The following is a 19,609-nucleotide window of genomic DNA, read 5'->3' on the forward strand; positions in this document are numbered from 1 at the left end:
AAACCGTCCCCCCATCGCGCTGGGTCTCGCCCCCCAACCCCGACCTAACGCAGCAACTCCAGCCGCGACTGGGGCAGGCGGGCGGCAACCGCACGACTGCGTGTTGTTGCCGCCCCCCGGCTGGGTCAGGTGCGGTCGCCGGTGATGTAGTTGGCCAGGGTGTGGCGTTCGGCTTCCAGTTCGTCTATGCGGTTCTTGACCACGTCGCCGATGCTCACCACGCCCGCCAGGTGGCCGTTGTGGACTACCGGGACGTGGCGGAAGCGGTGTTCGGTCATGAGGCGTTCGACGTCCTCCAGGCGGGCTTCTGGGGGGACGGTTCGGACCTGAGTGGTGTGGATCGTGCTGACCGGGTGGGACAGGACTGCGGGGCCTTGGGCGGCCAGGGCCCGGACGACGTCGCGTTCGCTGACGATGCCGTCGACCGTGAGGCCGTCTCGGGACACCACGGCGGCGCCGATCCGGTGCCTGGCCAGTTCCTCGATCAGGCCCTTGACGGTCAGGTCCGGTGCCACTGTCACCACCTTGTCGCCTTTGACTCGGATGATGTCGCTGATCCGCATCGCCCCTCCTTGTGTGGTCGGCCCCCGTGCTCGCTCGAATCTCTTCCTGCTTCTATGCCGAAGAGCGGGTACTGAAGTCAATAGGGTTCGGGCTATGCCGAAATAGTGCTGGGTTGCGGTGGGGCTAAATCGGTCGCTGAGGTCGGGGGTGTGGGCTACCGTCCGGCGGTGACCGACAGGGCGATGGACGGGACCGGCGGGCGGCAGCTGGCGGCTATCGCTGAGCTGGTGGGGCTGGCGCGGGGGCTTGGCGTGGCCGTGTGGCTTCGGGGCGGGTGGGCGATGGACTTCTACCTCGGTGTGGTGACCCGGGCGCATGTGGACGTCGACTGGTTCGTCCGGGAGGGCGAGGTGGTGCGGCTGGCGGAGGCCCTGGTCGCCGGGGGCTGGGTGTTGTTGCCGGAGCCGCCGCACGATCGGCAGATGGATCTGGTCAAGGGGGATGTCGAGCAGAGCCTGACGCTTGTCGGTCACGATGAGGCGGGACGTCCGGTGGTGCCGGCCGGGCCGTGGGCCGGTGAGCCGTGGCCGGAGGCCATGTTGGACGGGCCGCCCGGGACGCTTGCCGGGATCACCTGCCCGATCGTCGGTGTGGAGGCGCAGATCGAGATCAAGCGGATGTTTCCGGTGTGGAATCCGGCGCTGGCCCGCCGCCCCAAGGACGCCGCGGACATCGCCCGCCTCGAGGCCGCCCTCGAAGTGCGCAGCCAGGACGGCAGGACCACCCGCAAGAGCTGACCTGTCAGGACACGTGAGCGCCGGCACCGGGCTGACCCGCAACTGGCGACGCCGCCGCTGGGAGGGCGGCGGCGTCGGGTGGGGTGGGGTCAGCTGCGGCGCAGGGCGGAACGCCATCGGCTGGGGGCCGGCCTGGCGTTGCGCTTGCGGAGATACAGCAGGGTGGCGGTGGCGACGCCGGCGAGGGCCAGCAGGGTGGCGGTGGCGGGTTTGCGGTGGGCCGACACCTTCTGAGCGGGGCGGGACGTGCGGACCGTGGTGACCGCCTGGCGGAGCCGGGACGGGCCGGTGACCCGTAGCTCGTCGGGGGTGATGGTGCGGACCTGGTCGGTGGCGTTCGTCGTCATCGCTCAACCTCTCCTCGCGGGGTGCGTTATGCCGTGCTCTATGCCCTTTGTCCCCTAGCGTTCAACCCGTTCTGTGACTGAAAATAATCGGAGAGTCACTCCCTTGGTGTCACTAAACCGACAGAAGCGACGGAAGCCGCAGAAACCGCACTGATCGGGTGGTTCGGCCACCCGGCCGGGATCCGTTCGAGGAGGCCGCCGGCGAAGACCTCGCGCAGGCCGAGCGGCTTCAGGTGCACGTACCCGATGTGGCAGTCGCAGATGGTGTTCACGCAGTTCCGCGGGCGGAGCGCCGAACGCCACGTGCCGTCGTACAAATTGCCGATCTTCTCCTGGATGAAGTGGCAACGCCGGACCGTACCGTCGCCCTGGACCGAGATGGCGGTTTCGCCGGCGTGGCAGGGCCGGTCGAGCGAGAGGTGCGGGCGGACGCTGTAGGCGAAGAGCGGGTCCAGCGTGGTCCACTCCGCCTCCTCGCCGGCGGTGTAGCGCTTGCCCTCGGCGGCGTTGATCCAGAGGTAGACCTCCGGCGGCAGCGCGGCGCGCAGGGCGCGGGCCTCGGCGAGGTGCTCCGGGAGGCCGACGACGCCGACCGAGAAGCGCACGCCGAGCGCGAGCAGCGCGGCGCAGCGGGCCAGGAAACGCTCCCGGGTGACCTGGCCGGGATGGTAGGTGGCCCAGAGCGCGACCGACGCGGGGTCGGCTGCGGCGAGCCAGTCCGGCCGGGCGGCCAGGTTCGTCTGGATCGCCACCCGCTCGACGTGCGGCAGGTGCGACAGCGACACCATCGCGTCGCGGTACCAGCTGCGGGTCAGGCCCTCGCCCCACGGGGTGAAGAGCACCGAGAGGCGTACGTCGGTGGTCGCGGTCGCCCAGCCGGTGAAGCGCGCCAGAGCGGCCCGGTCCTCGCGGAGCAGCTCCGGCGGGTCGTGCCGCTTCGCGAACGGGCAGTACGGGCAGTCGTAGTTGCAGCTGGCCAGGGGCCCGCGGTAGAGCACGGCGAGGTTCATCGGACCTGGTACCCGGCCATCGCGGAACGCACCTCGGTGGACGTCAGCCAGGGGCCGATCGCGTCCGAGCGCTCCAGCCCGGCCGGGGTCAGGCGCAGGCCGCCCGGCTCCGCCCAGCCGGCCTCGACGAGCTGCTCGAGCTGGGGGAAGTCCGCCGCCGGGGCGGTGCCGAAACGTCTGCGGTACGCGTACCCGTCAAGGCCTTCGGCCCGCAGCAGTGACTTGATCAGCCAACGCCGGCGCTGCTCGGTCTGATCCAGCGCGAAGCCGACCTCGGCGTAGCGGAAGTCGTCGGCCGGGCGGGCCAGGTAGTCGTCGAGGACCGCGCGGACCTGGCCGACCGAGACCGCGTAGTCGAACGAGTAGTGCAGCTCCCGGGTGTACGACCGGGCGCCGCAGCCCAGACCGACCATGCCGTCGTCCTGACAGGAGTAGTCGGGACCGTCGACCGGGAGCGTGGCGAGCCGGAACTGCCGCATCGACTCCTGCCGGTACCCGGCGGCGAGGAGCGCCTCGCGGCCCTGCCGGTAGAGCGCGAGGCGCTGGGCGTCCCAGTCGTCGCGGCTGACCGCCCGGCGGCCCAGGCCGGTGAGCGGGCGGACGTAGAGCGGGTAGAGGAAGATCTCCTCCGGCCGCCAGCCGAGCGCGGTGTCCAGGCTGAGCTGCCAGGACTCCGGGGTCTGGCCGTCGATGCCGTAGATCAGGTCGAGGTTGAGCACCGGCACCCGGGCGTCCCGGATCGCGCCGAGCGCGCGGTCCACCTCGGAGCGGCGCTGCGGGCGGCCGGCCGCGTGCGCCTCGCTGTCCAGGAAGCTCTGCACGCCGATGCTGACCCGGGTGACGCCGTGCGCGGTGAGCACCGCCAGGCGGTCCGGGGTGGCGGTGGCCGGGGACGTCTCCACGGTGAGCGGCACCCCGGGCAGCCGGGCGCCGAGCACGCCGGTGCAGATGTCGAACAGCTCGGCCAGCTCGCCGGCCTCCAGGTGGGTGGGTGTGCCACCGCCGAACGCGGCCATCGCGTACGTCGCGTCGCCGAGCGCCCGGCTGACCGCGACCGCCTGGTGCCGCAGCTGGCGGAGATACGCGGTGACCTGCTCGGCGGGGGCGTTCGCGCGGGTGAACAGGTTGCAGAACCCGCAGCGCATCTCGCAGAACGGCACGTGCACGTAGAGGAAGAGCGCGTCGGAGGGCTCGTCGCGCCACACGTCGGCCAGCGCCGGGCGCGGCTGGAACGGGCGGTACGAGGTCTTGTGCGGGTAGGCGTACAGGTAGCCCTGGTAGGGCGAATCGTCGATCATGAGGCCCTCGGGGTCAGGACGAACTCGGCGTACGGCACGGTCCAGACGACCTCGTGACCGAACCGGTGTCCGGTGTGGCCGTCCTCGCCGTACGCCGTGCCGTGGTCGGAACAGATGATCGTGAAGACCGGCCGGCCGCGGCCGCGGACCAGCGAGAACAGCCGGCCGAGGCGACCATCGGTGTATTCCAGGGCGGCCGCGTGGCTGTCCCGGCCGTCGGCCGCCGCGCCGGGCAGGTAGTGCCGGTTCGGCTGGTGCAGCGCGGCCACGTTGAGGAACGTGAACAGCGGCTGCCCGGCCGGGACCGCGTCGATCGAGCCGGCCAGCCGGTCGAGCTGGGCGCCGAGACAGTCGGGCGCGGTGACCCCGAACGACGGCTCCCAGTGCGCCTCGGCGAACAGCCCGGGCAGCACGCTGCCGAGCGCGCCGCGCCGGTTGAAGAAGCCGACGCCGCCCAGGCAGAGCGTGTGATAACCCTCCACGGCGAGCGCGGTCGGCAGGTCGGCCGCGTCGAAGACCCAGGTGTCCGGCCCGGACGACTCGCTGCCCGGGAACGCCGCGGCGTAGCGCCGGTCGTGGACGCCGGGTGAGGCCGGGGTGGGCAGGAAACCGGCGAAGAACGCGTGGTGCGCGGCGTAGGTGAAACTCGCCGGGGAGTGCCGGCGCTCCCACCGGCCGCCGGGCAGCACGCCGGCCAGCTCCGGAGTGCGGCCGGCCGCGGCCAGCTCGGCGGCCACGTCGTAGCGCAGCGTGTCGATGGTGACCAGGAGGATGTCGTGACTGCCGATCAGCGAGCGCACCGGGTCACTCCGAGACCGCGGTGTACCGCTCCGAGATGGTCACGCCGTCGTCCTCGTACTCGTCGGGCTCCTGCTGGTCGTCGACGTTGACCTCGACCCCGGCCAGCGCCTCGACCAGGGCCTGCGCGGTCTCGTCGGACATGTAGTGGAACTCCAGACCGAGCTCGCGCAGGTGGGTGAGCGGCTGGCCGGCCAGCAGCGCGGCCGCGCCCTGGTCGCCGAACGTGCCCATCGCCAGGTCGAGCGCCTCCAGCCGGGCGACCACCGGCGCCTGGGCGAGCGCGGTGGCGATCTCGTCGGCGTTCTCCGCGTTGCGCAGCGCCAACCGGCGCAGCCGGGGGAAGAGCTTGCCGTCCAGCAGCGGGCGCAGGGTCTCCAGGGTGGTGGAGCCGCCGTACTCGTCGACGCCCAGCCACAGCTCCAGGTCGGTCAGCTCGGGCAGCTCCGAGGTGAGCACCGCGGTGGTGAAGCCGGCGCCGAGGCCGCCGCTCTGCACCACCAGGCGGCGCAGGTGGTCGTTGCGGACCGGGCCGGAGAACCGGAAGTCCTCACCGCCCCGCACCTGCAGCGTCTCCAGCAGCGGGAACGCGGTGAGCAGCCGGCTCACGTCGCCGACCTTCATCCAGGAGATCTCGCACTCCTCGGCGCCGATGTCGCCGAGGAACAGCGAGCGCAGCCGGGGCAGGCGCGGGGCGGCCGCGCAGAGCTGCTCGATCGGGGCGGGGGAGAACGCCGCATAGCCCCACGAGCCGATCACCAGGGACTCGGTCTCCGCACCCAGGTCGGTCAGGAACGCCTCGAGCTTGGCGCGGAAGCCCTCGTTGAGCTTCACGTCGGTCGAGTTGTCGTACTCGTGGTGGGAGACGCGCCAGGCGACGGTGGCGCTGCTGTCGTCCGCCGGGTACTCGGCGATCCGGCGGCCGTCGAAGGCGGAGGTGTCGGACGAGAAGGTCATGGTGGGCACTCCGGGACGGCGGTGTAGCGGGCGGCGCGACCGTAGCAGGCGCCACCGACAAACGGCGGCCGGTCAGCGCACCAGGGTCAGCCCGGTCCGCTGCGGCGTGCGTGGCCGCAGCAGCGCCCGGCCGGCCAGGGTGACCGCCAGGAGCGTGACGACGTCGCGGGCCAGCCGGAGGCTCACGTCGTACACCGAAGGCTCGGGAGACAGGATCGCCTGCAGGACCACGGAGGTTACGGCGGTGAGCGCGGCCACGGCGGCGAGACGGACCAGACGGGTACGCCGGGGCCGGAACCGGTCGCCGTGCCCCTGCCACCAGCCGGGCAGCCAGCGTTCCAGCAGGACCGCGAAGATCATCGCGGGCAGGGTGACCGCGGCGGCCAGGCCGAACGCCATCAGCATGCCGGCGCCGTGCGCGATCGCCGACGCGGCGGTCAGCGTGGCCAGGGTGATCACGTCGAACCGGCGCAGACCCCAGCGGCCCTGCGCGAGCATCCAGACCGCGGCGACCGCGACCGGGGAGAGCACGGCGAGCGGGATGCCGGCCCAGTAGGCGAGCAGGTACGCCGCCGCGAAGGCGGTGGTCCGGGCGGCGTAACGGGCGACGGTCATCGGCGTACCTCGGGGCTCGAAGGAGCGTTGGCCGGATCATCGGCGCGGGATCGTGGCAGGTGAGCGAATCCGCGCCCCGGCCGGCTCACCACGATCGTCGCGCGCGGCACGCCCGGACGCGGGAGTGCCCGTCGCCGGCCGACCACCGATCAGCTCGGACGGCGACGGGACCGCGGTGGGGAAGCCGCTCCACGCCGCGCGGTCACGCCGGCCCGCATCGCGCGCACGGTCGCCCCGGTCAACGGCGTCCCGGGAGTGCACTGGCCGAGTCGACCAGGAAACGCAGCAGCGGACGCAGCTCACCCGGCACGTACGGCTCGTAGGCGGTGCCGCGCCAGTGCCGCCCGGCGTGCTCGACCGCCACGTCGTAGCGCATCAGGTCGGCGCCGGACGCGGCCGGCAGCTTGACGCCGAGCCGGGTCAGGTCGATCGCGTGGACCAGGCGGAGCAGATCCTCTGCCTGGTCGGTGGGCATCTCCTCGGAGTCCAGGACCACATGCAACGACCGGCCGGTGTATCCGGCCGGCCGCCTCAACTCGGCGATCACACGTTCCGTCATGTCGACTCGCTCCCTCTGCTGCGCTGCCCACCGCACGAACGTAGAAGCAGATCGGCCCGGACGGGATCGTCCTTTGGCTTTCCCCCAGGCCTTCTCCCGATGCTGGCACCGTGCCGACAGATCCGCTGTCGGTTCTTGAACAGTTCCGTGTCGGGTTCCCCGGCGGTGGCTGACCGCCGAAGATCAAATTCAAGATCGGGATGTCGTGCGTCCGCTGGGGTGCAGACCGCCGCTCCCGCCGGGACCCTTCCGGTCTTCGCTGGCCGCTACGCGTCCACAACGCAAAGCCCTCCAGGGCGACGCCCGCGTGGGCGCACGGCCACCCCAACCCCGAGCCCCGCAGCGCGGTGCCGCGCCGGCGTGGTCCCGGGCCCGGTCCGTGGGCGCGCTGCCGGGTTCCCCGGCTGGTTGTCAGGGGTGTCTCGCCCGCCTGGAAGCACCTCTCTGGGCCAGCCCGGTGCGGCCGGCTGGTGGTCACGGCTGTGTCGGGTGGGTTGAGGGAGCTGTGGGCGCCAGCTGCGGGGGTCAGCGGGGTGGGTGCAGGTGGGGGGTGGCGGGGTTGGTGTTGTCGAGGAGCCAGGTGGCTCGGCGGTGCGGGGTGCAGGTGGTGAAGTAGCGGCGCTGGCCCTCGACGTAGCGGCGCATGCCCGGGTGGGACGGGTCGGGTGGGGTGCCGTCGCGGGCTGCCATGCGGCGGGCCGTCTCGGTGAACGGGACGTCCAGGAACAGCGACAGGTCCCAGGCGCCGGCCAGCTCGTCGCGGTGCAGGAAGATGCCGTCCACGATCAGTACCGCGCCGGGCGGGGCCTGCACCGGCTCCGGGTTCAGCAGCGCGTCGGTGGCCACGTCGTGTGCGGCCGGGCGGTAGCGACCGGTCCCGCCCGGGCCGAACGGGGTCAGCACGTCGGTGCGGAACCGGTCGTAGTCGTACGAGTCGAGCCAGAAGCCGTCCGGGGAGTCGCGCCCGCGGCGGTGCCGGATCGCTCGTACGTGATGGAAGTCGTCGATCGAGACCCGGACGACTGCCGTGCCCCGGGCGTGCAGCGTGCCGGCCAGCTCATCGGCCAGGATGGTCTTGCCGGAACCGTCCGGCCCATCCACACCGACCCGGAGGAAACCGTCCGCACGGCGATCGGTGATCGCCGTGGCAACGGTGGTCAGGACGCGGTCGCGCTCGGGTGTGGACACCCCGGGCCGGATCAGCACTCGGCCCTGCCGAGGCGCCAGTAGCCCATGAAGGCGACCGCGCGCCGGTCGACACCGCACGTGCCGACCAGGTGGCGGCGCAGGGTCTTGATGACCGCGGCCTCGCCGGCCAGCCAGGCGTAGAAGCCGTCGGTGGCGGCGGTGCCGTCCGGGACCTCCCAGAGCAGCCCGGCGTCGACGTCGACGTCCTCGAGGTCGGCGCAGGTGGCGCCGGCCGCGTCGCCGAGCAGGTGTGCCGCGGCGGCCTGGACGGCCGGGATCAGCTTGACGCCGTGGCCGGCGCCGTCGCGGGGGAGCCAGGTGATCCGGACGCCGGCCGGTGCCTCGAGGGTCAGGTGGTCGCCGCTCTCCGGGACCTCGAGCAGCGCCTCGCCGCACATGCCGGCGGGCAGGCCGGCCAGGATCGAGGCGATCGCCGGGACCGCGGTCTCGTCGCCGACCAGCAGGATCCGGTTGGTGTCGACCGGCGGGTGGAAGTCGATGCCGCCGGACGGGCCGGCGAACTCCGCGTTCGGCCCGAGCAGGCAGGCGGTCGAGCCGGGGCCGGCCTCGACGGCCCAGCGCGACGCCGGGCCGCTCACGCCGTGCAGCACCATGTCGACGTCGACCTCGTTGAGGTGGGCGCGGACGCGGCGAACCGTGTACGTCCGGATCGGGTTCTGCCGCTCGGCGGGCAGGCCGCGCCACTCCGAATACCAGTCCTGGCCCATCGGCAGGTGGTCGAGCCCGCAGTCGGCGAGCGGCAGGAGCAGCTTGCAGCGCTGGTCGAAGCCGTTGTCGGCGAACTTGTCCAGGTCGTCGCCGGTGAACGTGACGCGCAGGAAGCTCGGGCTGAGCCGGGCTATCCGGGCCACCGTGACCGGGAAGAACCGGAACGGGACCGTCTCGGTCGACGGAACAACGGTCTGAGTCACGGTCGCCTCCCCAGGCACTGATTTAGGTAACCCTAACCTAAGGAGCGGGTGGTCCCGCAACCCGACCGCAACGTGAGGTTTCCTGCAGGCGGCGGAAAGTCTGACGATCTCAGGAGTCCCACCGTAAAAGGAGCTCGGAGATGTCGCAGACCACGCCCGGAACGACAACGGTCCTGACGTTCAGCGACGCCGACGCCGGGCTGTCCTGGCCGCTGGACGACTGGGCCGCGGCGCTGGAGCCGCCCACCGTGCTGATCGCCGACGACGACGAGGGGATCCGCGACCTGGTCGGTACGAAGCTGCGGGCGGCCGGGTACCGGACGCTGCTCGCCGCCGACGGCCGGACCGCGCTGGCGCTCGCGGTGGGCGAGCGGCCCCAGCTGGTCCTGCTCGACATGTGCATGCCGGGCCTGGACGGGCTGGGCTTCTGCTACGAGCTGCACTCGTCGCCGCAGACCGCGCACATCCCAGTGATCTTCATGAGCGGGCGGGGCGAGCAGGCCGACCTGGACCTCGGCCGGGTGGTGGGCGCCGAGGACTACATGGTCAAGCCGATCGACCCGGCCGACCTGCTGCGTCGCGTCCAGCACCTGGTCGGCCACTGAAGCAGGCAGGACAAGCCCTAGACCCGGAAGCGGGAGACCACCTCGCGCAGCTCGCCCGCGACCCGGGTGAGCTCACCCATCGACACGTCCGCCTCGCCGAGCGCGGCCGTTGTCGCCCGCGCGGCGTCGGCGACCGCGTTGATGTTGCCGGCGATGGTCGAGCTGCCGTTCGCGGCCACGCCGATGCTGCGGCTCATCTCGTTGGTGGTGGCGGTCTGCTCCTCCACCGCCGACGCGATGGTCACCTGGTAATCGTTGATCTCCGAGATGATCCGGGAGATCTCCTGGATCGCCGTCACCGCGTTCTCGGTGTCGGCCTGGATCGCCTGCACCCGCTGCGAGATGTCCTCGGTGGCCTTCGCGGTCTCCTGCGCCAGGTCCTTGACCTCGGTCGCGACCACGGCGAAGCCCTTGCCGGCCTCGCCCGCGCGGGCCGCCTCGATCGTCGCGTTCAGGGCGAGCAGGTTGGTCTGCTCGGCGATCGACGTGATCGTCTTGACCACGTCACCGATCTCCGCGGACGAGGCGCCGAGCTTCGCCACCGTGTCGTTGGTGGCCTGGGCGACGCCGACCGCGCCGGCCGCCACCCGGGCGGCGCTGCTGGCGTTCTCCGAGATCTCCCGGATCGAGGCGCCCATCTGGTCGCTGCCCGCGGCGACCGACTGCACGCTGGCCGAGACGTCTCCGGCCGTGCCGGCCACCATCCCGGCCTGCTCGGCGGCCGCCCGGGACTGGGTGTCCAGCCGGCCGGTGATGCCGCTCAGCCGCGCGGTGACCTCGCCGAGCGTGCCCGCGCCGTAGGTGAGCTGTTTGACCGTGGTCTGCAGGCCCTCTCTGGCCCGGTTCACCGCCTGGGCCATCCGGCCGAGCTCGTCGCGGGAGCGCACCTCGGCGGCGACCGTCAGATCGCCGTCGGCGACCGCGCCCAGGGCCGCCTGCACGGTGGCGAGCTGCCGCTTGATCAGCCGCATCACGCCGACCCCGACGAAGCTGGCGATCGCGAACCCGGCGGCCAGCCCGGCCAGGGTGGTCCACCGGGAACGCTGGTAGGCCCGGTCGCCGGCCGCGGTCATCGCGTCGGCGTCGGACTCCTCGACCTTCTGCAGGTCGTCCATCGCGGTGTTCATGCCGGACTCGGCCTTGGTGAAGGCGGGCAGGATCTGGTCGACGGCCGGCATCTGGAAGCCGCTCGGCGGGGTCTTCCCGAAAATGATCACGTCGCGCAGCGCGGCGTGCTCGGCGAAGGCGCCGGCGAAGGCGTCCAGGCCGGACAACCGGTCCGCGGCGCCGGAGTCGGTGGCGATCTTGCGGTAGGCGGCCACTCCCGTGGCCACCTGGGCGTCCGCGGCGGTGGCGACGGTCAGCCCCAGGTCGGTGAGTTCCTTGCTCTTGCTGCTCTTGCCGGCGTCGTAGAGCAGGGCACCCCGGAACACGTTGGTGATCCCGGCTCGCATGTTCGCGATCTGCTCCATGCTGTCGACGTGCTGGGTCTTCATCGTCTGCAGGTCGTCGCGGAGCTGACCCATCCGGCCGAGCGACACCAGGGTCAGCGTGAGCGCCACCACGGCGACACAGCCCGCGGTGACGGTGCTCTTGATCAACAGGCTGCGGTCGCCGAGCAGTAGCTCCAGCAGGCCGCGGCGTCCTGATGTGGTCCACTCGCTGGCACTCGCGGTCGGCTGCATCGGGTCCTCCCTGGTGGTCGGACCTAACGGTAGAATCCTTTTCGCGTTTTTTTAGCGGTATTGCCCAACTCGTCCGGCGGCCGGCCGCCGGCTTCGCCAGGCGGGCAACACCACGCGGTGGACCAGGACGCTGCCCACGCTCAGGACATAAAGACCCCACCAGTACGCGTGAGCCACCGGCGAGGCGGTGAAGTCGGCGCCGGCCCAGAGCTGGTGCGGCAGGGCGAGGGTGACGCCGTAACAGGCGTACAGGTCGAGCGCGTGACGGCGGACGGTGCGCCGGGCGGCGATCGACACCGCGGCCAGCACGACCGCCCCGGCCAGCGCGAGCGGCAAACCGGGACCATGCGTGATCAGCTCGCGCAGCGCGGCCGGGTGCCAGCGCTCCCCGGTGATCAGGATCAGGTGCCCGGCCAGCAGCCCGAGGGAGCCGGCCGCGGCCCAGTGGCGCCAGCGGATCATCTGGCCGGCGCCGAACGCCCGCACCACGAACGGGATCCGGGCCAGCAGCAGGGTCTGCACCAGCAGCAGGTCGGCGGCCCAGAGCCCGGCCAGCCGCCCGGCCGCGTGCGCGGCGGTCCACCCGCCCTCGGCGCCCTGCTGCACGCCGCCGTGGTGCACCCAGAACGCGGTGACCACCAGCAGGCTCAGCCCGGTCAGGCAGCCGCCGGCCTCGGCCGCCCGGCGCGGGGCCGGAACGGGGCGTCGGACGACCGGGACGCGGGCCGTGGCGGTCGGGGGCATGAGCCGGATGATGGAGGATCGGGTTGAGTCCGTGGTTAGGTTCGGCTGTGAGTTACCTGTGGTGCCGCCGGTGGACTCCCGCATGTGTGCTCACCTCCGTACCAAATCGGGATTTTGATCTGATCCTGGGGGACATCCTGACCGTTCCCGGCGACGCTGGTCCGGGAAACCCGGCTGATCGGCGACTAAGCTGCTGAGATGGCCGACGAGGACGTGGTCCGGGAGCTGCTCGCCGCGGTTCCGGCCGGCTGCAGTTGGCTGGTTCCGATCATCGGGGACGACGGCGCGGTCACCGACTTCCGGGTCGCGGCGACGAGCGATCAGATCCGGGACATCTACGGCCGCGGCACGCAGCGCGTCGGCGGACGGCTCCGCGAGCTCTACCCGTCGATGGTGGACGGCCCGCTCTGGCAGGTCTACCTGCGGGTGATCACGACCGGCGCGCCCGCCACGATGGACGAGTTCCGGCACGAGGAGAACCGTCCCGGAGTGGTCGCCGAGTCCCGCTTCGAGGTCAGCGTGCGCCGGGTGCTGGGCGGCCTGCTGGTCTGGTGGACCCGGGTCGACGAGCACCGGCGCCGGCTGGAGAGCACCGAGCTGCTCGGCAGCCTCGGCTGGGCCGAGTACGACCTGGCCAGCGGCCTCTCCGACTGGTCGCCGGGGATGTACCGGATCTTCCAGCGGCTCCCCGCCGACGGCCCGATGGCGCGCGCCGACCAGGCCGCCGCGATCCTGGCCGAGGACCGGGGCGTCGCCGAGTCCGCGTGGCAGACCCTCGACGTCGGCGCCACCTCCGACGTCACCGTCCGGTTCCGGGTCGGCGACGCGATCAAGCACCTGCGGGTCCTCTCCGACCTGGCCCGGGACGCCACCGGCCGGCCCGCGAAGATCTACGCGGTGGTGCAGGACGTGACCGCCCGGGTGGCCACCCGCACCGAGATCGAACGGCTCAGCGACGAGGCCCGGGTCCGCGAGATCAGCGCGCTCGCCGAGCACCGGCTGGCCCGCCAGCTGCAGCAGATGATCCAGCCGGTGCCGGTCGGCGCGTTCGCGCTGGACGGGCTGGACGCGATGGTCAGCTACCTGCCCGCCGAGAGCGCGGCCCAGGTCGGCGGCGACTGGTACCACGCGCAGACCCTGCCGGACGGCCGGGTGGCGCTCGCCGTCGGCGACGTGGCCGGGCACGGCACGGAGGCCGCCAGCGGCATGGCCCACCTGCGGTTCGCCCTGGTCGCCTGGCTGTCGGCGGGCATCCGCGACCCGGGCCTGCTGCTGCGTCACCTGAACCGGCTCTGTGCTCAGCTCGGCATCACCGGCACCGCGGTGGTCGGCGTCTACGACCCGGAAACCCGGCTGCTGCCCTGGGCAAGGGCCGGGCACATGGCGCCGCTGCTCGGCCGGGCCGGTCGCAGCTCGGACCTGGAGCGGCCGCCGGGGCTGCTGCTGGGTGCCGAGGCCGAGGCGGACTTCCCGGTGGTCACCGCCCGGCTGCGCCCCGGTGACCTGGTGCTGTTCTACACCGACGGGCTGGTGGAGCGCCGAGGGGACCTGCTCGGGCGGACCGCCGAGGTGCGCGATCATTTGAGCGCGGTCTCCGCGGCGCCGGGACCTGACCCGCTGCCGAGGATCCACCGGCTGTTGCACGCGCCCAGCCCGGATGACGACACCTGCACGCTGGCGGTGCTGGTCAGAGGTTGAGGCTGATCCGCACGAGCGTGCCGCCGGGCACCGTGCTGGTGGAGACCGAGTCGCAGATCCGTTCCACGATGGCGAGGCCGCGCCCGCGGACCGCCTCGGCCGACGGCATCGCCCGCCCGAACGGCCGGGGACCGCCGCCGTCGGTCACGTCGCAGATCAGCCGGCCGTCCTCGGCCCAGACCCGGATGTGCCCGCCGCCGCCGGTGTGCTGCAGGGTGTTGGTGGTCAGCTCGCTGACCGCGAGGGTGAGCAGATCGATCCGGGACGGGGCCAGGCCCAGCGCCGCGGCCCGCTCGGTGACGAAGGTGCGTACCCTCCGCAGATCGTCAGGCTCGGTGTACGACATCCCGTCGTCGTCGCCCGGCTGCTCAAGCATGGTGACGCTCGTCCGCCGGGGCGCGCAGCAGGGCGCCCAGGCCGGTCAGGTCGAGCACCGCGGCGACCGCGCCGGCCGCGTTGATCACGTAGAGCCGGCCGCCGCGGCCCTGCGCCGCGTGATGGGCCGTGACCAGGGCGTGCACGCCGGTGGAATCGAGAAAACCGACGCCGGCCACATCGACGAAGACCGTCGTGGACCGGCTCACCGCGTCGAGCAGGGCGGCGGTGAACTGGTCGCGGACGGTCAGGTCGCAGTCGCCGGACAGGATCAGCGTGATCCGGCCCGGCGCGGTGGCCGTCCTCGTCTCGAAGCTCGCCATCGACCGTCGTACCTTTCCCTGCACGGGGATTCCTGCTCGGGCCCATCATGACACCACGGGACGCGAAACGCGCCTGCCGCGGTGATCCGGGGCCGGAAGGAATACGCGCGGGTGCCGCTTGGCCGGCCCCGCGCGTACGTCCGTTACCCGTCAGGACTGGGCGAGCGCCTCACAGCAGGTGCCGATGATCAGGCGGGTGACCACGTACGGGTCCACGTTCGCGTTCGGGCGACGGTCCTCGATGTAACCCTTGCCGTCCTTCTCGACCTGCCACGGGATGCGCACCGAGGCACCACGGTCGGAGACGCCGTAGCTGTACTCGGTCCACGGGGCGGTCTCGTGCAGGCCGGTCAGGCGCTGGTCGATGCCGGCGCCGTAGCCGTCCACGTGCTCCTGGCGCTTCTTGCCCAGCGACTCGGCGGCCGTGATGATCGCGTCGTAGCTCTCCCGCATCGCGGCGGTGGAGAAGTTGGTGTGCGCGCCGGCGCCGTTCCAGTCACCCTTGACCGGCTTCGGGTCCAGGGTCGCCGAGACGCCGTAGTCCTCGGCGATGCGGTACAGCAGCCAGCGGGCCACCCACAGCTCGTCGGCGACCTGGGGCGCGCCGACCGGGCCGATCTGGAACTCCCACTGACCCGGCATGACCTCGGCGTTGATGCCGGACAGGTGCAGACCGGCCTCGAGGCAGGCGTCCATGTGCGCCTCGACGATCTCGCGACCGAAGACCTCGTCCGAGCCGACGCCGCAGTAGTAGCCGCCCTGCGGGGCCGGGTAGCCGCCGCCGACCGGGAAGCCGAGCGGGCGGCCGTCCTTGAAGAACGTGTACTCCTGCTCGATGCCGAAGATCGACTTCTGGTCGGCGTACTTGTCGGCGACCTCGCGGCACGCGGCGCGGGTGTTCGTCGGGTGCGGGGTGCCGTCGATCAGCTCGACCTCGCACAGCACGATGATGTTGCTGCCGCCGCGGATCGGGTCCGGACAGGTGAAGACCGGCTGCAGCACACAGTCCGACTTGTCACCGGGCGCCTGGTTGGTGCTCGAACCGTCGAAGCCCCAGATCGGCGGCGTCTCGCCGTCGGCCAGGATCTTGGTCTTCGACCGGAGCTTCGCGGTCGGCTGGGTTCCGTCGACCCACAGGTACTCGGCCTTGACAGCCATGAATTCTCCTCCAAGAAAAACGGCGCCGGATGGCAGTGCCGGACGACCCTGGCGCGGCGCGAGGAGGCTAACCACCGAAGATCAAATCTATGTTTCCGATCCCGTACAGCGGACGAGTGATCCCGGTAACCCTGGCGTCACCCGTCCACATCGAAGCAATAGGTTCACAATGTGACGGGCCCCACACTATTGCCCCCGGGCGGTCCAGCAACGACGATGCAGTGGAAGCAGCGCGGGAGGAGGCGAACGCCGTGCAGAACCAGAGGATCGTCGTCGGCTACGACGGCTCGGCGGAAGCCCGCAAGGCGGCTCGCTGGGCACTCGACGAGGCCTACCGGAGCGACGTGCCGGTGGAGCTGGTCTATGCGTACGAATGGCCGAGCTACGTACCGGCCGCCGCGATGATGCCCGCGGCGGCGGTCTACCCGGACGCCGACACCGACCTCGCGGTCGCCGAGATGCTCGGGCGCGCGGTCGACGACGCCGACGACACCCACCCCGGCGTACGCGTCTGGGCCCGGGTCGAGCACTCCACCGCGGCGGTCGCCCTGATCCAGCGGGCCGCCGACGCGTCCCTGGTGGTGCTCGGCGGGCGCCGCCCGTCCGGGATGCGCGCCTGGCTCGGCTCGACCAGCGGCTCGGTCAGCGCGCACGCCCGCTGCCCGGTGGTGGTGGTCCGCGGCGAGCCCCGGGCGACCGACCCGGTGGTGGCCGGCGTGGACGAGCCGGAGGCCGGCGGGGTGGTGCTCGGCTTCGCGTTCGAACAGGCCGCGGTCCGGGGTGTGCCGGTCCGCGCGGTGCACGGCTGGTCCCCGCCGGACGGGCGGGACCTGCTCTGCGACGTGAACCTGCGCGCGGTCGCCGAGGAACGCGGCCGGCTGGAGGCGATGGTGAGCTGCTGGCAGCGCCGGTTCCCGGGTGTCGCGGTCAGCGCCGAGGTGGTGGTCGGATCGCCGGGGGAGGTGCTCGCGCAGGCCACCGCCGGGGCGCAGCTGGTGGTGGCGGGAGCGCGCGGGCGCCGGGCGCTGCGGGCCGTGCTGCGGCCGTCGGTGGGGCGGCACCTGCTGCACCGGGCGCGGTGCAGTGTGGCGTTGGTGAGCCGGACCCGCGCCGCGATCCGCTTCTAGTTCTCCCGTCCCGCCAGGTAGGCCGCCGCGTTCGCTTTCCACTGCTCGGTCTCCTCGGCGAAGTCCGGGACGTCGGCCAGGTCGAAGCCGCCCTCGAAGAACTCCTTGATGGCGCCGTTGGCGCCGGCCGCCACCGGCCCGGACCGCGCCAGCATCCGGGTCTCGTAGCGGGCCACCGCCTCGTCCGGCACACCGCCGGCGGCGATCTCCCGGGCCAGTTCGGCGCCGTCCAGCATGGCCAGGTTCACGCCCTCGCCGCCGAACGGTGACATCAGGTGGGCGGCGTCGCCGAGCAGGGTCAGCCCCGGGCGGTGCGGCCAGGCCAGCGGCGCGGGCAGCGCGAAGATCGGCCGGTTCACCAGGTCACCCTCGCTGTCCGTGATCACCCGGCGCAGCGGCGCGGCGAAGTGCGCGAACCGCTCCAGCAGCTCGGCGCGGACCCGCTCGGTGTCCAGGGCCTGCACGCCGTTCGCGTCGACCACGCCGCCCCGGCCGTCGGCGCGGCCCAGTCCGGCCCGGGCCAGCCAGTCCAGCTCGGCGCGGATCCCGACGTACCCGCGGACGTGGCCGCCGCTGTTGCGCTGCAGGATCAGGTTCTGCCCGTCGCCGTTGGCCCACAGGTGCCCCTGGCCGACCAGCTCGGCGATTGCCGGGTGCCGCTCGTCCACCTCGGTGAAGCGCACCTCGACGAAGCTGATCCCGGTGTACTCCGGCGTCGCCGGGGTGAGCAGCGGCCGGACCCGGGACCAGGCGCCGTCCGCGCCGATCACCAGGTCGGCGGTGATCGGGGACCGGTCCGCGAGGACGACCTCGCCGCCCGGCCGGACCTCGGTGACCCGGTGCCCCCAGCGGATCGTGCCCGGGGCGAGCGACGCGGCGAGCAGCCCGCGCAGCTGGGCGCGGTCGATCTCGGGTGCGGCGTCCTCGTCGTCGTCGACCAGGTGCTCCATCACCACGGCGCCGGACGGGTCGAGCATCCGCTTCGACTGGCCCTCCGGGCGGGCCAGCGCGGCGAACTCCGCGGTCAGCCCGGCGTCGGCCAGGGCGATCTGGCCGGTGTCGGCGTGGATGTCCAGGGTGCCGCCCTGGTCGCGGGCGGTGAGCGCGGTGTCCGCGTCGTAGACGGTGACCGGCACGCCGGCCTTCTGCAGCACCCGGGCGCAGGTGAGCCCGCCGGGGCCGGCTCCGATGATCGCGATTTCCATGATCTCTCCTCGATTGTCATCTACCGAACGACCGTTCGTTAGGTGTCTCGACGGTAAGCTGCCGAACGACCGTTCGTCAAGTAACCTGGGGGTATGACGACAACACGACGGCCGGGCAGCGAGACCCGTGCGGAGATCCTGCGGGTGGCGCTGGAGCTGTTCACCGAGCGCGGATTCGAGGGCGCCTCGATCCGGGACATCGCCGAGGCGCTCGGCATGACGAAGTCGTCGCTCTACTACCACTTCGACGGCAAGGAGGCGATCATCCAGGCGCTGCTGGACTCCCGCCGCGCCGAGTTCGACGACCTGATGAGCTGGATCGACACCCAGGAGCCCGGCCCCGGGCTGCTGCGCGGGGCGGCGCTGCGCTGGGTCGAGTCCACCACCCCGCAGCGGATCATGGCGATGCGGTTCGCCCACGCGAACGGGCCGATGATGGCGCGGCTGGCGGCGCAGGGCGGCAACATCCGCAGCTGGTTCGACGACGTGATCGACCGGATCCTGCCGCCGGGAGCGCCGGTGTCCGAGCGGTTGCTGGCCCGGATGGCGTTCGACTCGGTGAGCGCGGCGCTCTTCGCCGCGCAGGCTCACCCGGCCGGCGACGAGGAGGTGCTGGCCGCGGCCCGGGCCGCGACCATCGCCCTGACCGCTCCCGGCCCGGCGTAGCCGGTCAGCTCACGGGTGTCGGCTGGTTCTCAGGGGTGCCTCCCGGCCCGGGAGGCACCCCTGAGAACCAGCCGGAGCCCGGCGCGTGCCCACGGCCGAGAGCCGGGGCGCGGCTGCGCGGGGTCAGAGTTTGCCGGCGTCCAGCTCGTTGAGGATGTCGGTGAGGATCTTCGGGGTCTCGGACGGCGGCTCGGCCTCGATGAAGAGCCGGCCGATCGCCGCCGCGTAGTTGTCCACCTCGTCGCGCTTGTCGAGGTAGAGCGCACTCGTCAGGTGCTCGATGTAGACCACGTCGGGCAGTTCCTCGTGCGGGAACCGCAGGATGCTGAACGCGCCACCGGCCGCCGCGTGCCCGCCGGACCCGAACGGGATCACCTGCAGGCGCACGGTCGGCGACTCGCAGACCGCGATCAGCGCGAGGATCTGCTCGCGCAGCACCGCCTTCCCGCCGATCGGCCGGCGCAGCACCGCCTCGTCGATCACCGCCCAGACCCGGGGCGCGTCCGGCCGGGCCAGCACCTGTTTGCGCTCCATCCGCAGCCCCGCGCGGCGGTCGATCTCGTCCGGGCCGGCGTTGACGTGGCCCAGCCGGATCACCGCGCGGGCGTACGCGTCGGTCTGCAGCAGCCCCGGGACGAACTGCACCTCGTACGTCCGGATCAGCTCGGCGGCCTGCTCCAGGTCCAGATAGTTCTGGAACCAGGTGTTGAGCACGTCGGCATACGCCTGCCACCAGCTCGGCGCGTTCGCCTCGCGGGCCAGGGCGAGCAGCCGGGTGTGCTCGGTCAGGTCGTCGACGCCGTACAGCTTGAGCAGGTCGACGATGTCGCGTTCCTTGAACCCGACCCGGCCCAGCTCCATCCGGCTGATCTTGGATTCTGAGGCACGGATGACGTACCCCGCCTGTTCCCGGCTCAGCCCGCTGGCCCGCCGCAGGGCACGCAGATGGGCGCCGACCTGAAGCCGGCGCACCGTCGAACCACCGCCGTCGTATTCCTCCGTCAAGGAGACCTCCTCG

General features: G+C 72.3%; 22 protein-coding genes. 5 read left to right on the forward strand and 17 right to left on the reverse strand.

Annotated features, from left to right (window positions below; all coding sequences use genetic code 11):
- Positions 1-125: 125 nt before the first annotated feature.
- Complete coding sequence (locus Apa02nite_RS28910) at positions 126-563, reverse strand: CBS domain-containing protein (protein ID WP_203827822.1); 438 nt, start codon at positions 561-563, stop codon at positions 126-128.
- Positions 564-731: 168 nt separating this feature from the next.
- Here Apa02nite_RS28910 and Apa02nite_RS28915 point away from each other — a divergent pair, with 168 nt between their 5' ends.
- Entirely contained in the window at positions 732-1,301 is a 570-nt protein-coding gene (locus tag Apa02nite_RS28915; RefSeq protein ID WP_239164641.1) for a nucleotidyltransferase domain-containing protein, read from the forward strand.
- An 89-nt stretch (positions 1,302-1,390) separates the two neighbouring features.
- Here Apa02nite_RS28915 and Apa02nite_RS28920 read toward each other — a convergent pair whose 3' ends face one another.
- The 9 genes from Apa02nite_RS28920 to Apa02nite_RS28960 all read right to left on the reverse strand — a co-directional run bounded on the left by Apa02nite_RS28920 (position 1,391) and on the right by Apa02nite_RS28960 (position 9,005).
- A complete protein-coding gene (locus Apa02nite_RS28920; RefSeq protein WP_203827823.1) occupies positions 1,391-1,648 on the reverse strand; it encodes a hypothetical protein in 258 nt (85 codons plus the stop codon).
- Between the two features lie 95 nt (positions 1,649-1,743).
- Complete coding sequence (locus Apa02nite_RS28925) at positions 1,744-2,658, reverse strand: STM4011 family radical SAM protein (RefSeq protein ID WP_203827824.1); 915 nt, start codon at positions 2,656-2,658, stop codon at positions 1,744-1,746.
- The gene (locus Apa02nite_RS28930; protein ID WP_203827825.1) at positions 2,655-3,956 is read right to left on the reverse strand and encodes an STM4012 family radical SAM protein; all 1,302 of its coding nucleotides are present in this window, start codon (positions 3,954-3,956) and stop codon (positions 2,655-2,657) included. The genes Apa02nite_RS28925 and Apa02nite_RS28930 overlap by 4 nt, the downstream gene beginning before the upstream one ends.
- Complete coding sequence (locus Apa02nite_RS28935; RefSeq protein WP_203827826.1) at positions 3,953-4,756, reverse strand: STM4013/SEN3800 family hydrolase; 804 nt, start codon at positions 4,754-4,756, stop codon at positions 3,953-3,955. Before Apa02nite_RS28935 ends, Apa02nite_RS28930 begins: the two co-directional genes overlap by 4 nt.
- A 4-nt stretch (positions 4,757-4,760) precedes the next feature.
- Entirely contained in the window at positions 4,761-5,711 is a 951-nt protein-coding gene (locus tag Apa02nite_RS28940; RefSeq protein WP_203827827.1) for an STM4015 family protein, read from the reverse strand.
- A 72-nt stretch (positions 5,712-5,783) separates the two neighbouring features.
- Positions 5,784-6,326 carry a hypothetical protein gene (locus tag Apa02nite_RS28945; protein ID WP_203827828.1) on the reverse strand — a complete coding sequence of 181 codons (543 nt, stop codon included), beginning with the start codon at positions 6,324-6,326 and terminating at the stop codon, positions 5,784-5,786.
- 238 nt (positions 6,327-6,564) lie between these two features.
- Complete coding sequence (locus Apa02nite_RS28950; protein ID WP_067687636.1) at positions 6,565-6,885, reverse strand: protealysin inhibitor emfourin; 321 nt, start codon at positions 6,883-6,885, stop codon at positions 6,565-6,567.
- A 525-nt stretch (positions 6,886-7,410) separates the two neighbouring features.
- Positions 7,411-8,091 carry a nucleoside/nucleotide kinase family protein gene (locus tag Apa02nite_RS28955; protein WP_239164642.1) on the reverse strand — a complete coding sequence of 227 codons (681 nt, stop codon included), beginning with the start codon at positions 8,089-8,091 and terminating at the stop codon, positions 7,411-7,413.
- Positions 8,085-9,005 (reverse strand): siderophore-interacting protein, encoded by a 921-nt coding sequence (locus Apa02nite_RS28960; RefSeq protein WP_203827829.1) that lies wholly within the window; start codon positions 9,003-9,005, stop codon positions 8,085-8,087. Before Apa02nite_RS28960 ends, Apa02nite_RS28955 begins: the two co-directional genes overlap by 7 nt.
- Positions 9,006-9,145: 140 nt before the next feature.
- On the opposite strand from Apa02nite_RS28960, the gene Apa02nite_RS28965 reads away from it, so the two are divergent.
- Positions 9,146-9,610, forward strand: coding sequence for a response regulator (locus Apa02nite_RS28965; protein ID WP_203827830.1), 465 nt, complete (start codon positions 9,146-9,148; stop codon positions 9,608-9,610).
- Between the two features lie 17 nt (positions 9,611-9,627).
- On the opposite strand, the gene Apa02nite_RS28970 is transcribed toward Apa02nite_RS28965, so the two are convergent.
- Positions 9,628-11,295: a methyl-accepting chemotaxis protein gene (locus tag Apa02nite_RS28970; RefSeq protein WP_203827831.1), complete on the reverse strand. Its 1,668-nt coding sequence runs from the start codon at positions 11,293-11,295 to the stop codon at positions 9,628-9,630.
- A 51-nt stretch (positions 11,296-11,346) separates the two neighbouring features.
- Complete coding sequence (locus tag Apa02nite_RS28975) at positions 11,347-12,039, reverse strand: ferric reductase-like transmembrane domain-containing protein (RefSeq protein WP_203827832.1); 693 nt, start codon at positions 12,037-12,039, stop codon at positions 11,347-11,349.
- A 198-nt stretch (positions 12,040-12,237) separates the two neighbouring features.
- Here Apa02nite_RS28975 and Apa02nite_RS28980 point away from each other — a divergent pair, with 198 nt between their 5' ends.
- On the forward strand, positions 12,238-13,737 hold the full coding sequence (locus tag Apa02nite_RS28980) for a PP2C family protein-serine/threonine phosphatase (RefSeq protein WP_203827833.1): 1,500 nt from the start codon (positions 12,238-12,240) through the stop codon (positions 13,735-13,737).
- On the opposite strand, the gene Apa02nite_RS28985 is transcribed toward Apa02nite_RS28980, so the two are convergent.
- From Apa02nite_RS28985 to glnII, 3 genes are all read right to left on the reverse strand, one after another.
- Complete coding sequence (locus Apa02nite_RS28985) at positions 13,727-14,113, reverse strand: ATP-binding protein (RefSeq protein WP_203827834.1); 387 nt, start codon at positions 14,111-14,113, stop codon at positions 13,727-13,729. The two genes, Apa02nite_RS28980 and Apa02nite_RS28985, sit on opposite strands and share 11 nt — an antisense overlap.
- Positions 14,106-14,435, reverse strand: coding sequence for an STAS domain-containing protein (locus Apa02nite_RS28990; RefSeq protein WP_203827835.1), 330 nt, complete (start codon positions 14,433-14,435; stop codon positions 14,106-14,108). The genes Apa02nite_RS28985 and Apa02nite_RS28990 overlap by 8 nt, the downstream gene beginning before the upstream one ends.
- Before the next feature lie 150 nt (positions 14,436-14,585).
- Positions 14,586-15,593, reverse strand: a complete 1,008-nt coding sequence (glnII, locus tag Apa02nite_RS28995) for a glutamine synthetase (protein WP_203827836.1) — start codon at positions 15,591-15,593, stop codon at positions 14,586-14,588.
- Positions 15,594-15,844: 251 nt separating this feature from the next.
- Here glnII and Apa02nite_RS29000 point away from each other — a divergent pair, with 251 nt between their 5' ends.
- Positions 15,845-16,720, forward strand: a complete 876-nt coding sequence (locus tag Apa02nite_RS29000) for a universal stress protein (protein ID WP_067692144.1) — start codon at positions 15,845-15,847, stop codon at positions 16,718-16,720.
- Here Apa02nite_RS29000 and Apa02nite_RS29005 read toward each other — a convergent pair.
- Positions 16,717-17,925: an FAD-dependent oxidoreductase gene (locus tag Apa02nite_RS29005; RefSeq protein WP_203827837.1), complete on the reverse strand. Its 1,209-nt coding sequence runs from the start codon at positions 17,923-17,925 to the stop codon at positions 16,717-16,719. The genes Apa02nite_RS29000 and Apa02nite_RS29005 overlap by 4 nt on opposite strands.
- A gap of 93 nt (positions 17,926-18,018) precedes the next feature.
- On the opposite strand from Apa02nite_RS29005, the gene Apa02nite_RS29010 reads away from it, so the two are divergent.
- Complete coding sequence (locus tag Apa02nite_RS29010) at positions 18,019-18,591, forward strand: TetR/AcrR family transcriptional regulator (protein ID WP_203827838.1); 573 nt, start codon at positions 18,019-18,021, stop codon at positions 18,589-18,591.
- A gap of 123 nt (positions 18,592-18,714) precedes the next feature.
- Here the strand turns inward: Apa02nite_RS29010 and Apa02nite_RS29015 are convergent, their stop codons facing one another.
- Positions 18,715-19,596 carry a Sco1979 family transcriptional regulator gene (locus Apa02nite_RS29015; RefSeq protein ID WP_203827839.1) on the reverse strand — a complete coding sequence of 294 codons (882 nt, stop codon included), beginning with the start codon at positions 19,594-19,596 and terminating at the stop codon, positions 18,715-18,717.
- Positions 19,597-19,609: the final 13 nt, after the last annotated feature.

It is taken from the genome of Actinoplanes palleronii (genome assembly GCF_016862315.1).
Lineage (GTDB): Bacteria > Actinomycetota > Actinomycetes > Mycobacteriales > Micromonosporaceae > Actinoplanes > Actinoplanes palleronii.

Bases quoted from the DNA above. Each gene is read 5' to 3' on its own strand.
- Apa02nite_RS28910 (WP_203827822.1), bottom strand. From the start codon at position 563: ATGCGGATCAGCGACATCATCCGAGTCAAAGGCGACAAGGTGGTGACA.
- Apa02nite_RS28920 (WP_203827823.1), bottom strand. From the start codon at position 1,648: ATGACGACGAACGCCACCGACCAGGTCCGCACCATCACCCCCGACGAG.
- Apa02nite_RS28925 (WP_203827824.1), bottom strand. From the start codon at position 2,658: ATGAACCTCGCCGTGCTCTACCGCGGGCCCCTGGCCAGCTGCAACTAC.
- Apa02nite_RS28930 (WP_203827825.1), bottom strand. From the start codon at position 3,956: ATGATCGACGATTCGCCCTACCAGGGCTACCTGTACGCCTACCCGCAC.
- Apa02nite_RS28940 (WP_203827827.1), bottom strand. From the start codon at position 5,711: ATGACCTTCTCGTCCGACACCTCCGCCTTCGACGGCCGCCGGATCGCC.
- Apa02nite_RS28945 (WP_203827828.1), bottom strand. From the start codon at position 6,326: ATGACCGTCGCCCGTTACGCCGCCCGGACCACCGCCTTCGCGGCGGCG.
- Apa02nite_RS28950 (WP_067687636.1), bottom strand. From the start codon at position 6,885: ATGACGGAACGTGTGATCGCCGAGTTGAGGCGGCCGGCCGGATACACC.
- Apa02nite_RS28965 (WP_203827830.1), top strand. From the start codon at position 9,146: ATGTCGCAGACCACGCCCGGAACGACAACGGTCCTGACGTTCAGCGAC.
- Apa02nite_RS28970 (WP_203827831.1), bottom strand. From the start codon at position 11,295: ATGCAGCCGACCGCGAGTGCCAGCGAGTGGACCACATCAGGACGCCGC.
- Apa02nite_RS28975 (WP_203827832.1), bottom strand. From the start codon at position 12,039: ATGCCCCCGACCGCCACGGCCCGCGTCCCGGTCGTCCGACGCCCCGTT.
- Apa02nite_RS28980 (WP_203827833.1), top strand. From the start codon at position 12,238: ATGGCCGACGAGGACGTGGTCCGGGAGCTGCTCGCCGCGGTTCCGGCC.
- Apa02nite_RS28985 (WP_203827834.1), bottom strand. From the start codon at position 14,113: ATGCTTGAGCAGCCGGGCGACGACGACGGGATGTCGTACACCGAGCCT.
- Apa02nite_RS28990 (WP_203827835.1), bottom strand. From the start codon at position 14,435: ATGGCGAGCTTCGAGACGAGGACGGCCACCGCGCCGGGCCGGATCACG.
- glnII (WP_203827836.1), bottom strand. From the start codon at position 15,593: ATGGCTGTCAAGGCCGAGTACCTGTGGGTCGACGGAACCCAGCCGACC.
- Apa02nite_RS29005 (WP_203827837.1), bottom strand. From the start codon at position 17,925: ATGGAAATCGCGATCATCGGAGCCGGCCCCGGCGGGCTCACCTGCGCC.
- Apa02nite_RS29010 (WP_203827838.1), top strand. From the start codon at position 18,019: ATGACGACAACACGACGGCCGGGCAGCGAGACCCGTGCGGAGATCCTG.